Below are 21,292 nucleotides of genomic sequence, written 5' to 3'. Positions count from 1 at the left end.
CCTAATCTGTCGCGCCTCCGTGTGAAGTCGACCGTGCGCGAAGTGCTGGCACTGCGTCAGGCAGTGCACGCGGAGGGGAGCTGGCTGTCGCAGCGGTGCTAGGTTCTCCGCTCATGCCACCGAGCGCCGACGTGAACTGGGCCGAGATCGTGCGCTTTCCCACCACCCACCCTCATTTCAAGGAGTACGAGCGCCGCTGCCGCGACGCGCGGGTGCAACCCGCCTTCATCCAGGACTCGTGGGAGCTCATCATCCGAGGGCTCCAGCGCCGGGCCGAGTTCATCGCCGTCAACGCCTGGAACCTGCCCGTCCCCGAGTTCGTCGCCCTGGACACGCTGGTTGGAGCCAGGGCCCGGGACCTGATGATGCCTTCGGTCTCCGGCACGCCGCTGGCCCTCTGGTCTGGAGGGCTTCAGGTCAGCCAGTACGTGCGTGGCAAGGGCTACGACACGCTGGAGAGCACCGTGTACGGCGGCATCCTGGACAAGATGACCAACCCCCAGTTCAAGATCTGGCTCGGCAGCGACGACTGGGGACCGCAAGGCGCGCTCTGGGACACCCTCTCCGCCCGGTATGTCGAAGTCGCCGCGAGCTGCCGCGACACGATGCATGTCTTCCTCCGCACGCACGACCTCGAGTCCACGTTCTACGGCGAGGAGCTCGTCAACTGGCGCAAGGCGAAGCGCAATCAGGCGCAGGCGCTGGATGGCCTCACGTACCACGTCCTCGTGGGCATGGACTCCTTCGGCCTGGAGCGGGTCTTCCACCGGGAGCAGGAGGCAAAGGCATTCCTGCTGACGTTCCTCGGGCAAATCCAGCAACGGTTCGAGCAGGGCATGCTCGAGCAAGGCGTGAATCACCGCTACCGGAGCGAGGTCTGGAGGGACAACGAGCGGGCCTACAAGGACACGTTGCGCAAGAAGACCTACGAGTCGTATCGGCAGTACATGGAGCACCCGCTTCGGCAGCTCGTCGAGCAGTTCTCCGTGGCGGAGCAGGCACTCTCCCCGGACAAGGGCTTCGATCCCCGGAAGTTCTCGTCCGTGATGGATGAACTCCTGCTCAAGACCCGAGCCAGGCGCGAGGAATAGGTCAGCGCACTTCGGAGGGGCCCGCCGCGAGCGCGGTTCCCAGGGTGAGCCGCGTCACGCCCCCCAGGGTGACCTTGTCTCCTGTGCGACGGCTCTCCAGTTCGGCAAGGAGAGCCGCCTCCCACGCCCGCTGCTGCGGCTCCGGCAGCTCGCCCACGAGCTCCACCACGGGCCCGCCCAGTTGCCGGATCCAGGTCACGATGTCGCTCGCATCGTGGGCCTCCACGATGGGGACCTCCAGCTCCTCGGACGCCTCCACCGAGAAGCCGTTCCTCGCGAGGGCTGTCTCCAGACCCGCGGGGTCCGCGTGGCGGAACACCCCGGGCTCATCGGCGCGCGGAAGGGGAGGGACCTCGCGATAGCGCTCGAGGATCCGGCGGGCGAGCGATGCCCAGGGAACCCGCGCCGGTTCGGCCCATGAGGCGATGACGAGCGCGCCGCCGGGCTTCAGTGCGCGGTGGATGGACGCGAGGGCCCGCTCGGGCGCGCGCATGTACATCAAGCCCCAGCGCAGGGTGGCCACGTCGAACATCCGCGCTCCGACCTGCAGCGCCTCGGCGTCGCCCACCTGGAACGCGATGTTCTCCAGGCCCTCTTGCCGCGCCCGCTGCCGGGCGAGTTCGAGCACTCCGTCCACCAGGTCGATCCCGAGCACCCGGCCCTCTGGACCCACGCGGTGGGCCGCCGGCACGGCGGGCTCGCCTCGTCCACAGGCGACATCCAGGACGTGCATTCGCCGCGAGACACCGGCCAGGTCGAGCATGCGCTCGGTCAGGGGGCGCGAGAGCCGCGCCTCCATCGCATCGTATTCGCGCCAGAACTCAACCATCCGGGCCCGGGATGCCTCCTGTTGCTCACGTGAGGTGTCGCTCATGTCGTGCGTCTCGAATCGCAGGGGGCCCCGCCGTGAAGTCTCCCGACGGGGCGCCTGCACAGTGCAGATTCTTTCGCGGCCTTCCGGCTACAGCCCCACCGAGCCTACACCTGCGTGCGTGAGGGTCTCCCAGGAGATCTGCAGGTCCGTGAACGAGCCGCCCGCGCGCACGCGGGGGAGGAGCGCTCCCGTGGAAGGCATGGAGCGACCCTTGCGCGTCACGTAGTGGTTGAAGAGGATCTCCCAGGTCGGGAGGATCTGCATCTCCATCGTGTTGTTCGGCACGGCCTGGCCGTTCTTCGTCACGTACTCGCTCCGGCGCGCGCACAGCCAGGAGTCGACGGGGATGGTGAGCTGGGCGTTCTTGTCCGGGGCATGGGGGACCAGGAACCGGGCCATGAACTCGGCGCTCGCGATGAGCCGGGTCTCCTGTTCGGAGTAGAGGTCCACGCCCTGGAGGAGCGCCGTCTCCGCCGCCTGGGAGATGGAGGCAATCGACATCGTCGCATGGCCGAAGTCCCGGCACGCCTCCATGGAGATGCCATTGACGCGCGCCGTGCCGAACTCGGTCTGGCCGCGCCAGGCGCTGAGCATCGCTCCACTCTTCCAGCTCCCGTCCGCGTTGCGTTGATCCGGCGCCGACACGGGCAGCGCGCCGTCACTCGTCAGGTAGTAGGTCTCCCGCACGCGCTGGCGCCACATGCCGAGCGACTTGTCGAACAGCGCCTTGTCATTCGTGTAGACGGCGATGTTCATCACGCCGTTCGTCATGGAGTTGTTCCAGTTGGAGCCTCCGCCCGGCCAGCCGTTGGTGATGCGGGGGAGCACCGCGAGCTTCAGCATGTCGCCGAACCGGTTGGCCTTCTCCTCCGTCCAGCCCGCGCCGCTGTAGCGGATGATCTCCGCCGCGCGAGGGAACAGCTCCGCCAGCCAGGCCGCCTGGAGCGGGCCGTTGTAGGTGCTGTTGTCACCCTGGATGAAGAGGATGGTCTGGAGCGTGTTGGCGTACGCGTCGAGGATGCGGATGGTGGCATCCGCGTAGCGCTGCTCACGCGTGTGATACCAGAGCAGCGAAAGCGTATAGGCGTGCAGGGCGTCCTGCCGGGAGTCATAGCAGCCGATGTCCACCGTGCTGCCGCCGTTGCCACACTGCATGGTGGGGACGGGCTTCGGCGTCCAGGCCGTGTTCGCGTACGCGCCACCGGCCGCCTTGTTGAACTGGGCGAGCCATGGCTGCGCACCGGCGCCAATCTTCGCCCGGACGAAGTCGAGCTGGGCCCTGGAGACGTGGAGCCCCGGGTGGACGAAGCCGGGCGTGTAGGTGACGGTCAGCTGCGGCCGCTGTGAAGCGGTGGCGGTTTCGGAGGACGCGAGGTCCAGTCCGTCCATGTTCGTGTTGGCATCCAGCACGAAGCCACGGTTGGTCGCGGGATTGTCCACCCACGCCTGGACCGCGGCGATGCCCGCCGCGCCCAACGTCACGGTGTAGGGGCCGGTGGCGGCGGGCAGCAGGGTCCCTAGCACGCTGGAGCCACGGTCCGTCGCGCCGCGTGCGCCCGGCGTGCTCCAGGTGTTGGCCGAGTTCGCCCGCGCCCAGGTGGCCTGCGCCTCGTTCCAGTCACGGCCCGCGGTGTAGAGGAAGAAGCCCTCTCCGCTCGTGCGGTTCGTCACGTTGAGGGTCAGCTTGACGGAGCGCACCGTCGCGCCCGGAGGGAGGGTGCCCAGGTCGAAGCGCAAGAGGGCGTTGGCGCTCTGCCCGCTGGACGACGGGTAGTCACGGTCCATCCGCAGCAGCGCGTCCGCGCCCGCGTTGGTGGACGGCAGGCCCTCCTGGAGCCACGTGTCGGAGACGCCCGCGTAGCTCGACGACGGTGACACGCCCCGCTGGAAGGACACCGTCACGTCCGCGGCGAGCGCACCGTGCTGCTCATGGACGGTGTCGACAGCCGCCGCGTCTGACAGCTCAGGGCCGCCACACGCGACGAGGGTGCAGGGAACAAGAACAAGCGCCAGCCGGCGCCGCCACATCGAGATGCTCACGCCCACTCCGATATCTGGAAAAGTAGAAATACCTTCCGCAGGAGATGTTGTCGCGCGGCGTGTCGCTCAGTTGCGTCCACGCAGCGCACGGGCGGAAGAACTTTTCGCGGGGCCGTGCGTGGAAGGTGCAGCGTCCTTTCCTCCCGTCGAGGTTCTCTCGTGCGTGCCCTCCGCCCGCTGCTCTGCTGCATTGCCTTCGTCCTGTCCTCCACGCCTGCCCTCGCGCAGTACAACAAGGTGGCGGGTGAAAACGCTCCCATGGAGCGCGTTCGGAAGGAGGTGACGCGCGATGACGGCACCAAGGAGGTTCGCGATGAGGTGCGCCCCGCGGCGCGCGACGGCTTTGGCAACGCGGGCGGCAACCAGAACGACCTCGCGGTGGACGGCGCCTTCGACGGTCAGACGGTGGCGGTGCTCCAGTTCTATACGATGGACTTCGACTTCTCGCTGCCGAAGGCCGCGCTGAAGGAGAAGGGCTTCTCCGTGTACCGCTGGGTCAATAGCGCGCCAAGCCCCCAGGAGCTGCGCAAGGGGCTCCAGAAGGCGTGCCAGTTGTGGATCATCTCCGATTCGACGCGGCGCCTGACGCCCGAGCACGTGAAGGTCATCAAGGAGTTCTTCGACGCGGGACACGGCGTGTACATCTGGGGCGACAACGAGCCCTACTACGCCGACGCCAACGTGGTGGGCGAGGCGCTGCTGGGCACGAGCATGCAGGGGAACGTCATCGGCGACCAGACGGTCGGCCTGCGCAAGGACGGGGCGGGTCCGGGGCTGCTGCGCCGGCACCTGCTCACCACCGGCCTGGAGTACCTCTACGAGGGCATCACCATCGCCACCATCCAGCCGAACCCGCAGCTCACACCGCTGCTTCATGGCTCGGCGGGCAACATGGTGGCGGCCTTCTATGACAACGGCGGCAAGCGGGCCATCTTCGATGGCGGCTTCACGCGCCTCTACAACAAGTGGGACACGGCAGGCACCGCGCGCTACGTGAAGAACGCAGCGGCGTGGCTGACCAACGTGGAGCGCTTCGGTGACGCCGTGGTGCGCGCGGACCTGCGCAACACCCCGGCGCAGAAGCCCGCGCCGAAGCAGTGACGGCGACACGCCGCGAAACCTCGCGAGCGTCCTATTGCCCGTAGGTTTTGATCTGCTGGTTGATCCACGGGATGTAGTTGGAGACCCGGGCGTAGACACCCGGCAGGCCCGGCCTCGCACAGCCAATGCCAAAGCTCGTGATTCCCTGGAGTGTGTAACCGCGAGCCCCCTTGATGACCAGCGGCCCTCCACTGTCACCCTGGCACGAATCCTTCCCCCCTTGGGCGTACCCAGCCCCGAGCATGGCCTTCGGGTCGATGCTGATACCTTGCGGAGCGTACATCTGCGCCAGTTGCTTGGAGTTCACAGTGGGAACTCCCACCTGCATCAAGATGTCTGACGTGTCGTAGCCCCCCTCCCTGGTCAGGCCCCAGCCCGCGCTCGTTGCCATCGTATTGTCTGGAACCTGCTCGCCCGCGGCCGGAAGGCAAACAGGCCCGATGGCGAATCCAGACGCGAGTTGAGGCGTCAGATTGGGGCGCATCTGGGGGGATTGGCCGCAACCCCCGGCCATGGATGCGCCGAACTTGATGGGGGTCTGGAGCTGGAGGACGGCGATATCGTTCATCGTCGTTTCCGGGTCGTAGTTCGGATGAGAGACCGCGCGCTTGACGCGGACACGAACCTGGCTGGACGTGGGCCGCGTCAGATCATGAGCCCCAGCGACCACCGTGTCAGGGAGGCCATCCGCGACACAATGGGCCGCCGTGATGACGATATTGCTCTCCTCCCTGGCGCCGATCCTGACAAGGGAGCCACCACAGAAGTGGCTTTCACCCATTTGCAGGCTGACAATCCAGGGGTGGGAGTTTGGACGCGCTTCGACGCCTCCCACGATCTCCTGTCCGACGCTGTCCAGCGCCTCGACGCTGTCCAGCTCCGCACCCCCACAGCCCAGCAGACCCACCGCGACGACAACCGCACGCCCCAAGCGCATCGACCTCTCCTGTTTCAAGTGGAGAGGCTGATAGCAAGCCGCACGCCACGCGCATGCGAAGCGCCTTCGAGGGAAGCCGTGCACCGTTGCGTGGAGAAGCGGGCTGGCTGACACGTCAACCGGTTCTCGGGACGCGTCAGCCGCAGCAGCGGAGCCAGGCTGCTCCCAGCGCTTGCGCCCGAAGACGCGTTACTTCTTCGCGCCCCGACCCTTCATCACCTTCTGGCCCAGGGTGAGGAGCAGCACCAGCACGGCGCCTGTGCCCAGCCCCACCGCGGCATTGAGCAGCATGGGGGCGAGCCCGCCCAGGATGCTGCCCACGCCCGGCACGCCCCTGGCCCAGGCGGTGAAGGACTCCTCCGCGTGGTGCAGGGTGGAGACGCCGTGCACGAGGATGCCGCCGCCCACCAGGAACATGGCGGCCGTCCCGGCGACGGAGAGGAACTTCATCAGCCACGGCGCCCCGCGCAGGATGCCCGCGCCCAGGCCGCGCTGGAAGCCTCCGGACTGGCGGCTGAGATAGAGCCCCGCGTCGTCCAGCTTCACGATGCCCGCCACGAGCCCGTACACGCCCACGGTCATGATGAGGGCGATGCCCACCAGCACCGAGACGCGGGTGGCGAAGGCCGCCGTCGCCACGGTGCCCAGCGTGATGGCGATGATCTCCGCGGACAGGATGAAGTCGGTGCGAACCGCGCCCTTGATCTTGTCCTTCTCCAGCGCCACCAGGTCCACGCTCGGATTCACCAGCGCCTCGCGCAGCTCGGTGCGGTGCGCGTCGTCTTCCTCTTTGCTGTGCAGGAACTTGTGCGCGATCTTCTCGAAGCCTTCGAAGCAGAGGAAGGCGCCGCCCACCATCAGCAGCGGGGTCACCAGCCAGGGCGCCAGCGCGCTGATGGCCAGCGCCGCCGGCACCAGGATGGCCTTGTTGACCAACGAACCCTTCGCCACGGCCCACACCACCGGCAGCTCGCGGTCCGCCTTCACGCCCGTCACCTGCTGGGCGTTGAGCGCCAGGTCGTCTCCGAGCACGCCCGCCGTCTTCTTCGCCGCCACCTTCGTCAGGATGGAGACGTCATCCAGGATGGTCGCGATGTCGTCGAGGAGCGCAATCAGGCTGCTGCCTGCCATGGAAGTCGTCCGGGCTGGAGGTGTGGGTCATCGCCTTGCGGCAAGCGCGGATTATCACAGCGGGAGGCCCGGGGCACGGGCCTTGCCCGCCCCCAGGCCCCAGCCCCGACCCTCGACAGGCCCCCCTGCGTCCGACGTGGCTACGGCTTCGGGGCGATGGAGACCTTCACGCCCTGGGTCCACGTCTTGTGCTCGTCCGCGTAGTACAGGTACGCGCGGCTGGCCGGGCCCGTGTACGTGCCGGGCACCGCGGCCACCAGGGACAGCGGCACGTTGATGCGCTTGTTGGGCTCCATGCCGCGCCAGTACAGGACCACATCGCGCCCGAGCACCTCGTACGCATCCACCACCTGCCGCTTCACCAGCTCCTTGAGCTGGTCGTGCCGCACCTCCAGCCCGCCCGGCACGCCGAAGATGGCCACCGCCGTGGGCAGCCGCTGGCCCGTGCGGTTGGCAATCACCACCCGCGCTTCGGTGGGCTCGCCCTCGGTGAGCTCCGTCTTCGCCAGCGTCGCCTCCAGCGTCACCTGCGTGTCCTTCGAACTGGCCGGCATCAGCGCGCTGTAGGTGACCTCCACCGAGTACGGCAGCTCCGCGCCGCCCTCCATCCGCAGCTCCACGCGGCGCTCGCCCGCTCCGAGCAGCGCGCTCACGTCGGGCAGCTTGAGGGCCTCCTGCGTGGTGCCGTCGAAGCGCATGGGCTCACCCACCGGACGGCCCTCCACGTAGACGCGCACCAGGCCCGGGATGAGCTTCGACGCTCTGGCCCTGTCGTAGGCGATGATGGCGCGCAGCGCGAGCACCGTGCTCTGCGTCGCCCCGTAGCGGCCACCGTCGCTGGACTCCGCGAGGAACTTCATCGCCCGCTCCACGTTGCTCACGTGGGAGGGGGCGCGCATCCACGCCAGCGTCGCCAGCGCGGTGGTCTCGATGTTCAGCGTCTCCCCGGAGCTGCCCACGATGGACTGCGTCGCGCCGCCCACCACGCCGTCCTTGGCCTGCAGGGACGCGAGCCGGCCCATCAGCGACCGGGACTCGGCGGTGTCACCCGCGAGCGCCATCACGTTGGCCGCCAGCGCCACCACGTAGCTGTTGGTGCTCTTCGCCGCCGCGGCCTTCACCGTGGCGACCTCCTGTGACAACTGCTTCGCCTGCGAGGCCGGATTGCTCGCGCTCTCCAGCAGCGTCCAGAGGATGTATGCGTTCGACGTGTCCGCGTCCTCCACCCACACGTGCAGCGCGCGGCGCTTGCGATTGAAGCCGCCCTGTCCGTCCCGCTGCTGGAGGAGCCACTCGCGCGTGCGCTCCAGCATCGCGGTGTCCACCTCGCGCACCTGACGCATGTCCGTGAAGTGCAGCAGGCCGAACGCGGTCAGCGCCTCGTGGCCCGGGTTCTGCCCGAACCACTCGTAGCCCTTCTCCGACGTCTCATAGCCCACCAGCCGCTGGTAGCCGCGCTCGAGCTTCTCCTTCGCGCTCGCCACCAGCTCCGGGTTCACGCCGGTGTGCGTCTGGAAGTACTGCTGTGCCATCGTCATCGGGTACGTGGTGGAGCTGGTCTGCTCGAAGCAGCCGGAGGGCTCCTGGATGAGGCGCGCCAGCGACTCGGTCATGTTGGCCAGCGGGCCGGGGTACAGGGCGATGGACGTCCGCACGCTGCCGGGCACCACGCTCTCGGGGAGCACCACCCGGTGCACCACCGGCTCCTTGGAGGACAGCAGCCCGCCGAAGGACACGCGGCCCGGGAAGCCCCGGGGCTTGATGGACAGCGTGCGGGTGACGACGTCCGTGTACTCGCCCGCGCTCGCGGTGAGCTTCACGTCCACCGGCTTCGCGTCCTGGCCAATCTCCAGGGAGAAGAGCTGCCGGGCCCGCGCCTGTGAGGCCAGGTCCTGCGTGCCTCCGCCCGTCACCTTCACGTCGCCCTTCAGCTCCACTTTCACCCCCGCGCCCGAAAGTCTCCCTTCCGTCCCGTTCACCAGCGCCACCGGCAGCCGCACCACGTCCCCCGACGTCACCTCCAGGGGCAGCTTGGGCTCCGCGTAGAACGGTTGCACCGACTCCAGTTCCGCCACCGCCGAGCCGAGCGCTCCGTCACCACCCACCGCTCCCGCGAACGCCTTGAACGTCGTGACCGAGTCGCTCATCGCGAAGGACACCCTCACCTCGCCGGTGCGGGCATCCGTGCGCACGCCGGCGTTCCAGTAGAGCGTCTCCGCGAAGTCGACCCGGTCTCCCGCCTTGCGGTTGGGGCGCAGCGTGTGCGCGAACTCGCGGAAGTAGACCGTCGGTCTCCGGAGGACCCTCCTCCTGTCATCGAAGTTGATGTCCCGCTTGGCGCGGGCCTTGTCCATCATCGGCGCTTCCTCCTCCGCCATCGCCTCGGGCGCGACGGCCTGGAGGGCTGCCGGGGCCATGGGCGCCGGAGCCACGACCACGGGCGCCGCGGGCTCCCGGGCCGGGGGCGCCGCAGCCGGGGCGGCGGCCTTGGCCAATTCGGGCATCACACCTCCCATGGCGGCTCCTTCGCCAGCGACCCCATCGTCCTCGTCCATGACTTCCCGCTCCATCATCGGCTGCACGATCCCGCCCTTCGCGGCGGCGGCGGAGGCGACCCGACCGCCCCTGCTGCTGGCCGGCCGGGGCTTCTGGACGGGCTCCTGCGGCCAGCGCACCGCGAGCACGCGCATCGCCGCGTCACCATGCCGGGCGAGGAAGCCCTGCGTGTCGGTCAGCGCGAAGCGCCGCCAGCCCTGCGTCCCCAGCAGCAGGTCCACCGCCAGCTTCGACTTGGGATTCTTCGCGTCGAGGTAGAGCTGCGCATCCGCCAGCTCCTTCACCTCGGGCTCCAGCAGCACCATGACCGGGAGCTGCGGGGCCTGGTCGCGCTTCTCCTGGAGCTCCAGCACCGCGTCATCCGTGACGGTGAGCATCACCAGCGCGGAGACCGGCTTGCCGTCGCGCGTCGTCCGGGCCGTGAGCTGCACCGGGCCGCCGGGCACGTAGCGCGTGCGGTCCGCCTTCAGCTCGACCTTCACTTCCTTCGAGGGCTGGCGGAACACCAGCCGCTCCGCGACAGGCCGTCCGTCGTGGTCCCACACCGTGGCGACGAGCACGCCGTCCGCCTCTCCCGGGTCCAGCGTCACCGGCCCGCCCTTCGAGTCCCCGAGCACCACCGAGGCGACGCGCACCTCGCGCTGGCTCAGCGTCACCGTCGCCCGGCCCACGCCGGTCAGTCCCACCGCGAGCTGCACCAGCTTGCCCGCGGGCACTACGTCCTCGCGCACGCGGATGACGGCGCCCCTCGGCTTCACCTCGGGCAGCGGGAAGCTCTTCTGGATGCCGGACGGAGCGTCGATGCGCAGCGCGTACCGCACCCCCTCCTGCGGGGTCAGCTCGAAGCGGCCACGGCCCTCGTGCTCCGAGCGCATGCGGGCGACCACCTTGCCGGAGCCCACCTCCACCACCCGGCCCGTCAGGTCCGCCGGCTTGCGCGCGGGCGTGCGCGCCTCGAAGTAGACGCGCGACGTGAGCCCCGCCACCAGCTCGCCGCCCTCCGGGTATACGGCCAGGTCCAGCGTCTGGAGGAGGATGGGAATGGTCTTCGCCGCGGACTCCACCACGCCGCCATCCTCGATGGTGAAGGCCAGCGTGCCCTCGCCGCGCTCCATCGCCGCTGGCAGCGGGAAGCTCACCGTGCAGCGCCCCTTGCCATCCACCGTGCACGGCACCTTCGCCGCGGTGGCGCCGTCGACGAGCGCGGTGGCCGTCACCTTCGCGCCCTCGGGCACGCCGCCCTCCGCGCGCTTCACGTCCAGCGTGGCGGTGACGGTGTCGCCCGGTCCGTAGCCATCCCGGAGGAACTCAATCTGCGACTTGAGCCGGGGGGCCCGGTAGGCGCGCACGTCGAACTTCCGCTCCGCGGGGGCCGCGCCCGACCATGGGTAGGTGACGCGCAGGGTGTACTCGCCGCCGGCCTGACCGGCGGGGATGGGCCAAGCGTATCCCCAGACGGCGTCCGCCGTGGACAGCGTGGTGGTGGTGACGACGTCGCCCCGGGGCCCCCGCACCTCCAACTGCGCCTGGAGCGAGCCCGCGTACGGCTTGCGGCTCAGGGCCTCCAGCATCAGGCCCCGTGCCAGCACCTGCTCCCCGGGCCGGTAGAGCGGCTTGTCGGTGGTGACATGGGTCAGGTACCGGTCCGCGCCGCCCAGGGAGCGGGTGGTGGCCCGGGCCGCGAGGACGCGAGGCGCCAGCAACACGAGGGGGGTGGCGAACCCCAGGGTCAGGAGCACGTGCAGGGCACGAGGGACGTAGAAGGACATGGGGCCATTCAACGGGCGGACGGGCCGGAAGTTCTAGGCCCCCTGTAGAGGACTCCCCGCGACCGGACTCGGGTGCTCCGGAACGAGGGCTGCGCCGACGTCCCGTCGAATCTTCATGGCGCATTTGTCGCTGGGCACTGCGTCCTGCCTAACCTCGCTACCAAGTCCCCCTCCTGGATGATTTCTGCAGTCACCTCGAGTTGTCCGAGTATGAGGCCGGCAATGACGAGGCGGCTGCGGTTGCAGCCAGCGGACAGGCAAGCGCCGCACATGCTGACCCATCCCCCCTGGGCCGCACCCCGCCATAGTACTTCTGAATCTCATATGTGTATGTGCTGCCGAGCGAGGCATAGACAGGGGACGCACACGTAGTAGAATTGTGCGTCTGACTGCAGTGGCAGGGGGCTACTGCGCAATGGTGGAGAAGAGATGAGCCCTAAGATCGCCAACCTCACGCTCTGCTACGAAGGAATCCAGCGCGTCTACCGGAACGCGGTGCTTAGCCACGTTCGCGCGAACCTTCAGCAGGCTTTTCCATCCGACTACGTCGAAAGGGCCAAGCGTCCGTTCCTAAAGGAGTGGGACACGATCAAGGCTGCAGCAGAGGAACGCCGTCGAACGGGGGAACTCGGTACGCCGCTCGTCGATGACCTCGATATCCTGGGCGTGAACCACTTCTTCAATCTGTTCGACGCCAATGCCGATCACCTCGTTCCCAAGAAGGATGGAAGCGACGACGATCTAAAGAAGGCCAAGAAGGCGCTCCTCGGGTGGATGCAGACCATCAAGGTACTTCGTGACCCGCTTTCACACCCCGCCGAGGCGGATCTATCCTTTGAGGACGCGTTTGTCTTGCTGGACTGCGCGCGTCGGGTGCTCACGCAGCTCGGTAGGCCCGAGGCCGTCCGAGTCCATGACCTCGCGTCACAGTTGGCTGGGCGAACGGGCATCGCGGAAACTGGCGATGATCGACAACCTCTTGAAGACCGCCTCCCAGCTCGCGAGGCAATCGTCGTCCATTTTGTTGGTCGAACCGATGAGCTGCAGCAACTGCATCGGTGGTTCGACGATCCCTTGAGCCGTCGATGGGCCGTTGTAGGGGCAGGAGGACTCGGAAAGTCGGCGCTGGCGTACTCCTTCGCAGAGGAAATTCGACGAACCGCACCACAGCCGTTCCAACTTGTCCTCTGGATGAGTGCGAAGGCCCGCCGGTTCGAGGATGGCCACGTGGTTCCAATTGAGGATCCTGACTTCTTCGACCTTGATAGCGCGCTTTCGCGCTTGCTCGTCCTGCTCGGTTGGCGGGAGGAGGCTGCATCTTCGCTTGAGACCAAGCGCGTCCTCTCGCTCAAGCTACTTGATGCGTTCCCCGCGTTAGTCGTCGTAGACGACATCGATTCACTTGAGGGCTCCGGAGAGGATGCCATTGAATTTTTCACGCTCTCTGTTCCACAGACGAAGTCAAAGGTTCTCCTAACGTCTCGCCGAACGATCCTCGGTCTCGGCCACACCGCGACTCACGTCGCGGGCCTCTCTCGCGAAGACACAGAGGCCTTCGTTCGCTCCCGTTACGAACTGCTTGGTATGGATGCCAAGGGGCTTGACGCGTCTCTACTCAAGCAGTTCGTTGACAGCACGGGATCATCGCCACTCTATCTGGAAGATCTGATCCGTCTCGTAGCTGTGATGCCTGCGAAGCAAGCGATCCAAGAATGGGCAACTCGCTCGGGTGACGAAGCTCGCCGGTACGCACTCGGGCGCGAACTCGAGAAGCTCTCCTCTGTCGCACGGGAGTTGCTCGCCGCATCGTGCGTGACGCAGCGCGCGGTTAGTTTCGGTGAGTTGCAAGCACTCACAGGCCAGAGTCACGAGGCGCTCGCAGCAGGACTCGGAGAACTGCAAAAGCTCTTTCTCGTCCCCAAGCCCCAATTCATAGACGGCGAGGACAGGTACGACGTCGGTATAAACACACGCGCTCTCGTTCAGAGCGTGATGGGAAAGACCGATCTCTGGAGGAGGCTCCAGGGAGCACACGCGGCGCTCAGCGGGGACGTGCGAATCAGCCAAGGGCGGGAGGAAGTCGGCGCCCTATGTCGAAAGGCAGTGCTCCTCGTTCGTGGTGATGATCAAGAAGGTGCTGAGGCCCTCCTCAAGAAGGGGTTGGAAACGCGTCCGAACAATGTCAACCTGCTCGCCTATCTCGGCTTTGTTTATAAGACTTGGCGCCCGCCGAGGCGTACTGATGCCGGTGAACGATTTAAGCGCGCATACGAGCTCAAGTGCAGAGACAAGGAGATGTACAAGCACTGGGTGCGCATGGAACTCGAGCAGGATGAGTGGAGCGGCGCCTTTCAGGCCGCCGAGAAGGGGTTGGAACGCCTCCCCAATAACCCATTGCTGCAGTACTACTCCGGTTACGCGAAGAGTCGGCTGGCTAAGGAACTTGCCGGAGGGCTCCATCACGAGAAGGCGAGCGAAGCCGTTAAGGCCGCGCAAGGGTACCTTGATGCCGCTCTGCGAAGCGCTGTTCCGGTTGCTGACCATAGAAAGCTGCGGAGCGATATCTATCGCGCGCTCGCCTTGAATTGGGAACGGCTGGGCGACAAGGCGAAGATCTTCGCCGTGCTCGATGGCTGGCGACGGGAGGACCCGGACGATTCGAAACTCCAATCCGAAGAGGAGCGGCTGCGCGCGCGTCTTGGCGACCGTGCGTAGTCCTACATCTGTAGTTCGGATGGAGCCGCGGTCGTCCTCCTGTTGATGGAACAGGAGGGGGCCGCATCGCTCACGCACATCCTGGCGTGGAGTCGCTGGCGGCGCCACCACCAAGCCGTGGCCATGCAGTGCTACTACCGCGACCGAGAGGCGCGGCTCAAACTACAGATGTAGAACTACTCTCAACTCGCCAGGTCAATTTCCGGGCCGAAGATCAGGGCCTGTCCCTGGGTGTCGCTCAGTTCGGCCGGTCCGCCACGGCAACGACATCCCAGGCACGCGGATAGTGCACCTATTTATCTTTGGGCCTTGGCGGAGTGCTGGCATCTGGCGTCAGCAGCTTTTGGTCTGTGGATGCGCTCAGAGTCCTTAGTGATTCAATACTTGGAAACATGTTCTGCGTTGCAGAGTCAGTGGACAGAGATGGGAGCAGTCGAACTCCTTGATGCATGAGCTTGGCGCACTCTTGGATGGATGCCCCCAAAGCCGCCTGCGCTTCCTTCTCGGCCTTTGCGAATCGACCAGCTTTCAGTCGGTCCACTTGAGCTTGAAGGAATGCTGCTCGTGCAAATTCACTCTGTGTTTGGAGAGACTGCACATCCGCAGCTACAGCCTTATATGCACGCAAAGTTTCCTGCATCGCCTGGAACTGCTGGTATTGCTGAAGAAAGCGGAAGGCTGCAGTTGTAATCATCCCAACGGTTGTGACGCCGGCTGCCGTTGCTAGTACGACCTCCAGATAGAAAGACCCTGTGTCAAATGCTTGGACAGAGGGCGTTCCGATGGTCGACTCATCTGCTCCTTCTTCCGCTCTAGCCAATAGCGTGAAAAACTTCGCTAGCTCGTCAATGAGTGCCGCCAACGACTGGAGGGCATCTGGTTCTTGGATCTGAATTACGAGGGTGTTTGGTGAGTGCTCGGGAATGGCCGCTGTCAGAAAGTTTAGCAATTCTGCAGCGGTTTTCCCAAGCAGTTCCAGTTGGGATATCATTTGACCCAATTGTGCAGGTGAGCCTCTCGCCGTGTCGGAGACGCCTTCCATGAGAAGTTTGTTTCTGAGTACATCCTTTAGGATGGGGTCAAATACTTCTGCTTGGTTTAGGTGCGTTATCGCGCGACGCCATGTGTTGAGGTTTTCGACCTTTACGCCTGCGCCTACTGCATTGCCGGAGTCGGAGTATTCGACTCTTACTGCTGCGGGTACCTGTGCAGCCTCAAGATGCTTTTGGATTTCGCGAAGACGCATTTTGTCCCTTTGTTGATGCCTCATGGGCAGTGCTGGGATGGCGGGAAAGTTAGTGGTATAATTTTAATTATTCTTTTTTGTGTGAGTTTTTGCTCGTGTGTTCGGCCTGACTCAGGTGGCCTTATTCCAAGCGTATGCTGTAGTCAACGCGGGATTGGGTTTTGGTATGGTCTCCTTGTGGTACTGCACCAGCCTTGTAGCGGAACGCTATGGGTAAAGGCGCCGAATCATCAGAGACAGAAGCAACTGCAAGGCATGTTCGCCGGCTCGACGCTCTGCTTTGGCGGCCCCCCTTGGCGGTCCTCCCGTCCCTTTGGCTCCAGCCCTTGCCTTTCACGGGGCCCCATTCATCTGACTCGGGACCCTGCTGGGATTAGCATCCTCGCCATCAACAGTGCGTCGGACTTAGGATTTCTTCTGACGGAGCCTTAATCTCAGCGGGCGCTGACGGCGTGGAGAAAGCGTGCGTAGCCAAGCTCCGCGGCGCTCTTGGTGAGCTCGACATTGGCCCAGGCGACGACGTCTCCGAACGGACGGTCCTGGAAAGGCCAGCGTGTTCGCAGCGGTGAGCGCAGGTCTTCGTCCGTGAGCCTTTCGAGGACGTCCTGCCATTGGCCCTGGAGCCGGCCAATCCACTCGCGCACGGCGTCGGCATCGCCGGGCCACGGCACGCTCTCGCGGGTGAGGGTCCCTTCGCCGAAGGAGTGGTCGAGCACCATGGACCACCAGAAGCCGAGGTGCCACGTCAGCCACGCGAGGCTGGAGGGCCCAAGGTCATAGCCTTCGTGCTCGGGCCAGTCGGCGCGCCACGTCCCGTCCGGAAGCGGCTGCACGTGCAAGCCCTTGTGGGCAGGGCGCCACAGGCACTCCTCGGTCGTCAGCCCATCGAGGTGGTACCGGGTGAGGGCCCACGCTGTTTCAAACTGTCGGAGCAGGTAGCCACGGGCTTCGTCGGACATGGGAGGAGTGGAGGCAGGGCTGGCTTCTACAGGAACGGATCCGCCCTGAGCCGGACCCGGGACAGGATTCGTTTCCCCGGATGTAACCATGTCCCACACCACCGCGTACCGGGCATCGCGGTGGGCATTTCGCCCCCGTTGAATGCCCGGGGCGCGCGACATGAAGAGCGACGGACTTCTCCATCGATTCACCGCCCCCCGGGCCCTCGCTTCCGCCCCCGTCCCGGCGCGCCCCGCGCCTGCCTCCGTGATTTCGCCGCCTCGCGGCAATCCCGGCCGGTCGGGGTTCGATGCCCCGGTGTCCTCCCCGCGTGTGACGCTGACGGGCGAAGGCGCGCGGTCCTCCCTTCCGACCTCCTTCCAGGGCGGCACCTTCCGCGTTCCCCAGGGCCTCCAGGTCAACGCCTTCAAGGCGCTCGCCGCCCCTGCGCCCGCGCGGACGTCCAGCCCGGTCAGCACCCTGGCGCCCTCGGCCGTGCAGACCGCGGCCCCCACCGCGCAGACGTCGGCACCGGTCGAGGCCGCCGCGCAGCGGGTGCGCACGGCGCTCGCGGAGGGCGGTACTGGCGCCGGTGCGCTCGCGTTGGAGAATGAGGCCCGCGCGCTGGGCGATCCCGCCCAGGTGGATGCGCTGCTGACGGCGCTGGCCCCGGAGGTGGACACCCTCGCTCGCGACCTGGCCTTGCGCGCCCGGAACAACGAGGACGACTCTGGGGATGGCGTCCGGCGCCAGACCCAGACGGGGGTCACCAGCCTCGCGGCCGTGGCGGACCTGGCGGGGGATGCGGGCGTCGCCCGGCTCACCACGTCACTGGGCCAGGCCTTCGCGGCCCACGGGGATTCGGACGACCTCAACCAGTTCGACGACATCCTGGAGGACCTGGCCGAGCGGGGCCGGGGCGCGCGGCTGGGCGGTGCGCTCGCGTTGGACCTGGTCCAGCGGGGGCTCGTGGAGGCGGGCAACGCGGTGCTCGATACCACCACGGCCGCGGTGGGGAAGATCCAGGAGGACCTGACCACGGCGCAGGGCGAACTGGCCGTGCAGGAGCAGCGCCTCGCCGCGGACCTGGGCGCCTTCGGGCCCGGCCTCACCGCCGACCAGCGTCAGGCCTATACGGACGCCTTCTGGGCGGACCCCTCGCGCGCGGAGATCCGCGACCGCGCCACCGGCCTCGCGGACACGCTCGCCACCACGCTGGAGAAGACGGGCCCCGCGCTGGAGGCGCTCGCCGCCGCCGGTGACTCCGACTCCGCGAAGGTGTTGCTCAATGCGTACACCCTGCTGGCCAACACCGACGCGCACGCCGAAGCGGCGGTGGACTTCGTGGGCCGCGTGGGCACGAACGCCGCGCTCGCCACGAAGCTCGACGAGCACACGGATGGCAATCTGGAGGAGCGCCTGCAGAACGAGGTGCTGGCGCAGGCGCTGCCCCGGGCCCAGGCGGGCATCTTCGCCAGGTACGAAGCCATGGGCCCGGAGGGCGCCACCCGCGCGGCCGAAGAGCTCGACGTGCTCACCGCGCCCCTGTCCGATGCGAAGAGCGTCTTCAAGGGCATCAAGCGGGAGGTGGACAACTTCAAGCTGGCGCTGGGCGCGCTGTCCCGCTTCCGCGACGGCACGTCCTGGGACCTGTCGCGGGCGCAGACCATCATCGGCTCGTGGGACCAGAAGAACCCCTTCCAGCGCTCGCTGGCGGTGGCCGCGGTGGGCTTTGGCATCTACGCGGGCGCGCAGGCGTTCGCGGATGGCGACTACCCCCAGGCCCTCCAGGGCTTCCTGGGCGCGGCGCGCGGCGGCGTCCTGGTGGCCTCCGGGCTGCTGGGCCTGTTCAGCCGCACCGCGGACATCGCGGGGGATGTCGCCCGCGTGGGGGGCCGCTTCCTGCCCGCCATCGGGCTGGCGCTGGATGGCGCGCAGCTCACCCAGGACATCGCCAACCTGCGTGACAACGGCACGGACGCAGGGGAGATCGTCTCCCTGCTCGGCACGGGCATCAGTCTGGCGGGCGACGTGCTGGAGTTCATCCCCGGCCTGGGCACGGTTGCGGGCGGCGTGCTGGGCATCGTTGGCGGGGTGGTCCACGCCATCGGCGGGTTCATCAGCAGCATCATTCATGGCAGCGAGGAGGCCGAGAAGCTCGCCGCGGACCGCGCGAAGCTGCTTGAGCAGGCGGGAATCCCCACGGACACGCGCGAGCTGCTCACGCTGGACCCGGACGCCGCCGCCCAGCTCGGCAACATGGGGCTCACCCGCGAGCAGTTCCTGGAGGAGCTGCGCAAGCGCGAGGCCCTCTTCGACACCAACGACGGGTTCGCGGTGCAGGTCACGGACACCGCCTGGCGCCTGGCGGCGCTCTACGGACTTCAGGGACAGGATGCCCTGGACCTCGTTGATGCGCTGCGCGGCGCACCGCCCGAAGCGCTCGACCGGATCCAGCAGCAGCTCGGTCCCGACTACCACTTCGACCCGAGCACCGGGGGCGCGTCCCCGGAGATGGTGCGGAATGTCCAGCAGCAGGTCCTCGACGCGCTCCAGTACGGCTTCGGGGCGGAGCTCGCCGCCGAGCACGGCCTCACTGTCGACTCGTCTGATGTGAACATCGGGTTCTTCGTCGCCTCCGCGCAGGTGGGGTGAGGGCAGGGCGCGCTGGATGCCATCCAATCGGAGGAGTCCCGCGCATCTGCCCTTGCTGTCAGCGGAGCTCTTCTTCCAGGAGATCCCAACGGGCATCCACCCAGTCGTGGATGTATTTCACCTCGTCCTCGAAGCTGTTGATGTCCGTGCGCTCGTTCCATAACGGGAAGTGGCGATGGGCCTCGCCCCAGTGGGCTTCATCCTTCCGGGCCGCGCGGTCGACCTCGGCGGCATAGGTGTCGATGAGCCCCTGGACGACGTCCCGGTGAAGCGAGGTGTGGAGCAGCGTGTAGAGTCGCTCGCGGACGGGCTGGCGGATGGCCGGATCCTCCATCATCCGGGTCCAGATGAGGTTCTGCTCCGGGAAGATGTCCATCGGCCACGGGGCCCGCCTCGTGGTGTCCCAGTTCTGTCCGAAGCTGGCATCCAGGTCCCAGGGGATGTATCGCCATCGCTGCGCCGCTCCTTGCGCACGGAAGTGGTAGGCGTTCTTCGCCACGGAGTCGGACAGGGCGGCCAGGTGGGCCAGCATCCACCAGTCCTCGTAGTCCTTGACGTTCATCCAGTCGCCTCGCTCCGAGCGGAAGCGTTCCGGAGGGGTGTCCGCCACGAAGGCGGTGAACTGCTCGATGCTGGCGTAGGCCCCGTCTCCCGTCTCGGGCTCGCCCTCCTTTTTCTCATGGTCCTGGTGCAGCGAACGCTTGGGCCTGTCGAACGCATCCTGCCGGGAGAAGTTGGCGCCTGGGCCCACGGCCTTGAAGAGCTCTCCCCTGGCGTCCATCCCCTGCGCCGCGAGCGAGTGACGGTCGACGTGGTCCGCCACCGTGAAGAGTCCGTGATAGCGCCCGTCCAGATAGACGACCGCGCTGAAGGTCTTCACCTGGAGGTGTTCGGAAGACATGCGGCTCCACAGGGTGAAGCCGAGCCGGGCGCGGATGTATGAATTGTCATTGAAGGGGCTGATCAACACCAGCTTGCGCCGGCCCGAGAAGCCGCCCGCGAGCAAGGGCTCGTCAAAGGTCTGCCCATCGAGGAAGTGGAGCGTAAAGCTGCGCTTGGGGAAGGCCTTCGACGTCGCCCCTCGATGTCTGGCCCGGGCGACGTGGCAGCGCCCGCGATAGAAGACGCGCGCCGCCTGGTAGCCGTCGTCGTCTGGCAGCGAGTCCGCCACGTAGAGGTGGAGCACCGGCAGCCCATCCTCTTCGACGTAGCCGCGCGGATCCTCACCCTGGACGGGTGCGTCCGCTTCGAGTGCGGCGCCTGGGGTCTCCGTGCACTCGGGAACGGCGGTCCGCCCCGGGCTCTGGGGCAGGCAGGCTGGCGCGGCGGCTCCCAGCACGAGCACCATGCCCATGGCCACGCGCAAGGACCCATGCCTCGCTTGCCCCATCGACCCTCCTCCGCGCCTCGAAGCCCGCCACGTCTTCGCCCCAGCACCGATTCCCCGGTGGCGTCCGCCCTGCCTCCAGGAGCGATGCTTTCGTCGCCCATCCGTCACCTCGCGGCCAGGGGCGGCGGGGGCCCGAGGCCCGGTCCGCCGCGCGGCCGGTACAGGAGGCGCACCACTGCCGGGGGAAGGTGAACAGCCGCCCCGTCGCTGCCAAGGGCGTCCTTGGGGGCAGGTCGAGCGACGGCGCTGGTGGAGGAGGTGAGCGCTTCCGCACTTCGCCGCCGAATATCCTTCCATCCGACAGGGCCTGGATGTGCCATCACGCAGTCTTCCTGGAGAGCCACGTCATGCGAATCCGAACCCTTCTTCCCCTGTGCTTCACCGGGCTGCTGGCCTGCGCCACGCCCTCTCGTTCCTCCGACTCCGCGGCGGCCGCGCTGAATGACAGCACGCCGGTGCAGCCCTGCCCGACACCCCCTTCGGGAAACCCCGGGGACGTGCTCATCACCGCCAACGCGGAGGGCAAGGTCCACTTCAGCACCACGACCGTGCAGGCGCAGGCCGGGCAGACCGTGACCTTCGTGTCCCAGGTGCAGCAGGACCGGTGTATCGGCGTGGCGGGCGAGTCGCTCTTCAAGGAGGGCTCGCAGAACCCGTTGCTGGTGCCTGCCTGCCAGAGCGCTTCGTGGACGTTGCGCGGCAAGGATCCCCAGGGGAGCCACAAGCTGTGGTCCTGCCCGATGAGCGACTGCTCGAAGTGCAATGAGCCCCAGGGCATCACCGAGACCATCAATGGCACCCTGGAAGTCACGGGGCGCGGCGAGAACTAGCGGCGCCGGGAGAGGGAG

The 21,292-nt window shown here is 67.0% G+C and carries 13 protein-coding genes; 5 read left to right on the top strand and 8 right to left on the bottom strand.

Going from position 1 to position 21,292, the window contains the following annotated elements; all coding sequences use genetic code 11:
* Positions 1-113 precede the first annotated feature (113 nt).
* Positions 114-1,091, top strand: a complete 978-nt coding sequence (locus OV208_RS24655) for a hypothetical protein (RefSeq protein ID WP_267576329.1) — start codon at positions 114-116, stop codon at positions 1,089-1,091.
* Between the two features lies 1 nt (position 1,092).
* Here the strand turns inward: OV208_RS24655 and OV208_RS24650 are convergent, their stop codons facing one another.
* Both OV208_RS24650 and OV208_RS24645 read right to left on the bottom strand, forming a co-directional pair.
* Entirely contained in the window at positions 1,093-1,965 is an 873-nt protein-coding gene (locus OV208_RS24650) for a class I SAM-dependent methyltransferase (protein WP_267576328.1), read from the bottom strand.
* 87 nt (positions 1,966-2,052) lie between these two features.
* The gene (locus OV208_RS24645; protein ID WP_267576327.1) at positions 2,053-4,005 is read right to left on the bottom strand and encodes a DNRLRE domain-containing protein; all 1,953 of its coding nucleotides are present in this window, start codon (positions 4,003-4,005) and stop codon (positions 2,053-2,055) included.
* A gap of 159 nt (positions 4,006-4,164) precedes the next feature.
* Here OV208_RS24645 and OV208_RS24640 point away from each other — a divergent pair, with 159 nt between their 5' ends.
* Positions 4,165-5,106, top strand: a complete 942-nt coding sequence (locus OV208_RS24640; protein WP_267576326.1) for a hypothetical protein — start codon at positions 4,165-4,167, stop codon at positions 5,104-5,106.
* Positions 5,107-5,137: 31 nt separating this feature from the next.
* Here the strand turns inward: OV208_RS24640 and OV208_RS24635 are convergent, their stop codons facing one another.
* From OV208_RS24635 to OV208_RS24625, 3 genes are all read right to left on the bottom strand, one after another.
* Positions 5,138-6,043 carry a serine protease gene (locus OV208_RS24635; protein WP_267576325.1) on the bottom strand — a complete coding sequence of 302 codons (906 nt, stop codon included), beginning with the start codon at positions 6,041-6,043 and terminating at the stop codon, positions 5,138-5,140.
* A 189-nt stretch (positions 6,044-6,232) separates the two neighbouring features.
* Positions 6,233-7,174 (bottom strand): DUF808 domain-containing protein, encoded by a 942-nt coding sequence (locus OV208_RS24630; protein ID WP_267576324.1) that lies wholly within the window; start codon positions 7,172-7,174, stop codon positions 6,233-6,235.
* A gap of 140 nt (positions 7,175-7,314) precedes the next feature.
* On the bottom strand, positions 7,315-11,499 hold the full coding sequence (locus OV208_RS24625) for an MG2 domain-containing protein (protein ID WP_267576323.1): 4,185 nt from the start codon (positions 11,497-11,499) through the stop codon (positions 7,315-7,317).
* A 429-nt stretch (positions 11,500-11,928) separates the two neighbouring features.
* On the opposite strand from OV208_RS24625, the gene OV208_RS24620 reads away from it, so the two are divergent.
* A complete protein-coding gene (locus OV208_RS24620) occupies positions 11,929-14,214 on the top strand; it encodes a hypothetical protein (RefSeq protein WP_267576322.1) in 2,286 nt (761 codons plus the stop codon).
* Between the two features lie 292 nt (positions 14,215-14,506).
* On the opposite strand, the gene OV208_RS24615 is transcribed toward OV208_RS24620, so the two are convergent.
* Complete coding sequence (locus OV208_RS24615) at positions 14,507-15,460, bottom strand: hypothetical protein (RefSeq protein ID WP_267576321.1); 954 nt, start codon at positions 15,458-15,460, stop codon at positions 14,507-14,509.
* A 434-nt stretch (positions 15,461-15,894) separates the two neighbouring features.
* A complete protein-coding gene (locus OV208_RS24610; protein WP_267576320.1) occupies positions 15,895-16,419 on the bottom strand; it encodes a DinB family protein in 525 nt (174 codons plus the stop codon).
* Between the two features lie 298 nt (positions 16,420-16,717).
* On the opposite strand from OV208_RS24610, the gene OV208_RS24605 reads away from it, so the two are divergent.
* Positions 16,718-19,054: a hypothetical protein gene (locus OV208_RS24605; RefSeq protein WP_267576319.1), complete on the top strand. Its 2,337-nt coding sequence runs from the start codon at positions 16,718-16,720 to the stop codon at positions 19,052-19,054.
* Positions 19,055-19,112: 58 nt separating this feature from the next.
* On the opposite strand, the gene OV208_RS24600 is transcribed toward OV208_RS24605, so the two are convergent.
* Positions 19,113-20,444, bottom strand: a complete 1,332-nt coding sequence (locus OV208_RS24600; protein WP_267576318.1) for a CotH kinase family protein — start codon at positions 20,442-20,444, stop codon at positions 19,113-19,115.
* A 347-nt stretch (positions 20,445-20,791) separates the two neighbouring features.
* Here OV208_RS24600 and OV208_RS24595 point away from each other — a divergent pair, with 347 nt between their 5' ends.
* Entirely contained in the window at positions 20,792-21,274 is a 483-nt protein-coding gene (locus tag OV208_RS24595) for a hypothetical protein (RefSeq protein ID WP_267576317.1), read from the top strand.
* Positions 21,275-21,292: the final 18 nt, after the last annotated feature.

The organism is Corallococcus sp. bb12-1 (assembly GCF_026626765.1).
Classification (GTDB): domain Bacteria; phylum Myxococcota; class Myxococcia; order Myxococcales; family Myxococcaceae; genus Corallococcus; species Corallococcus terminator.
The sequence above is the reverse complement of the archived record's forward strand: the minus strand, read 5'-3'. Positions and strand labels throughout refer to the sequence as shown.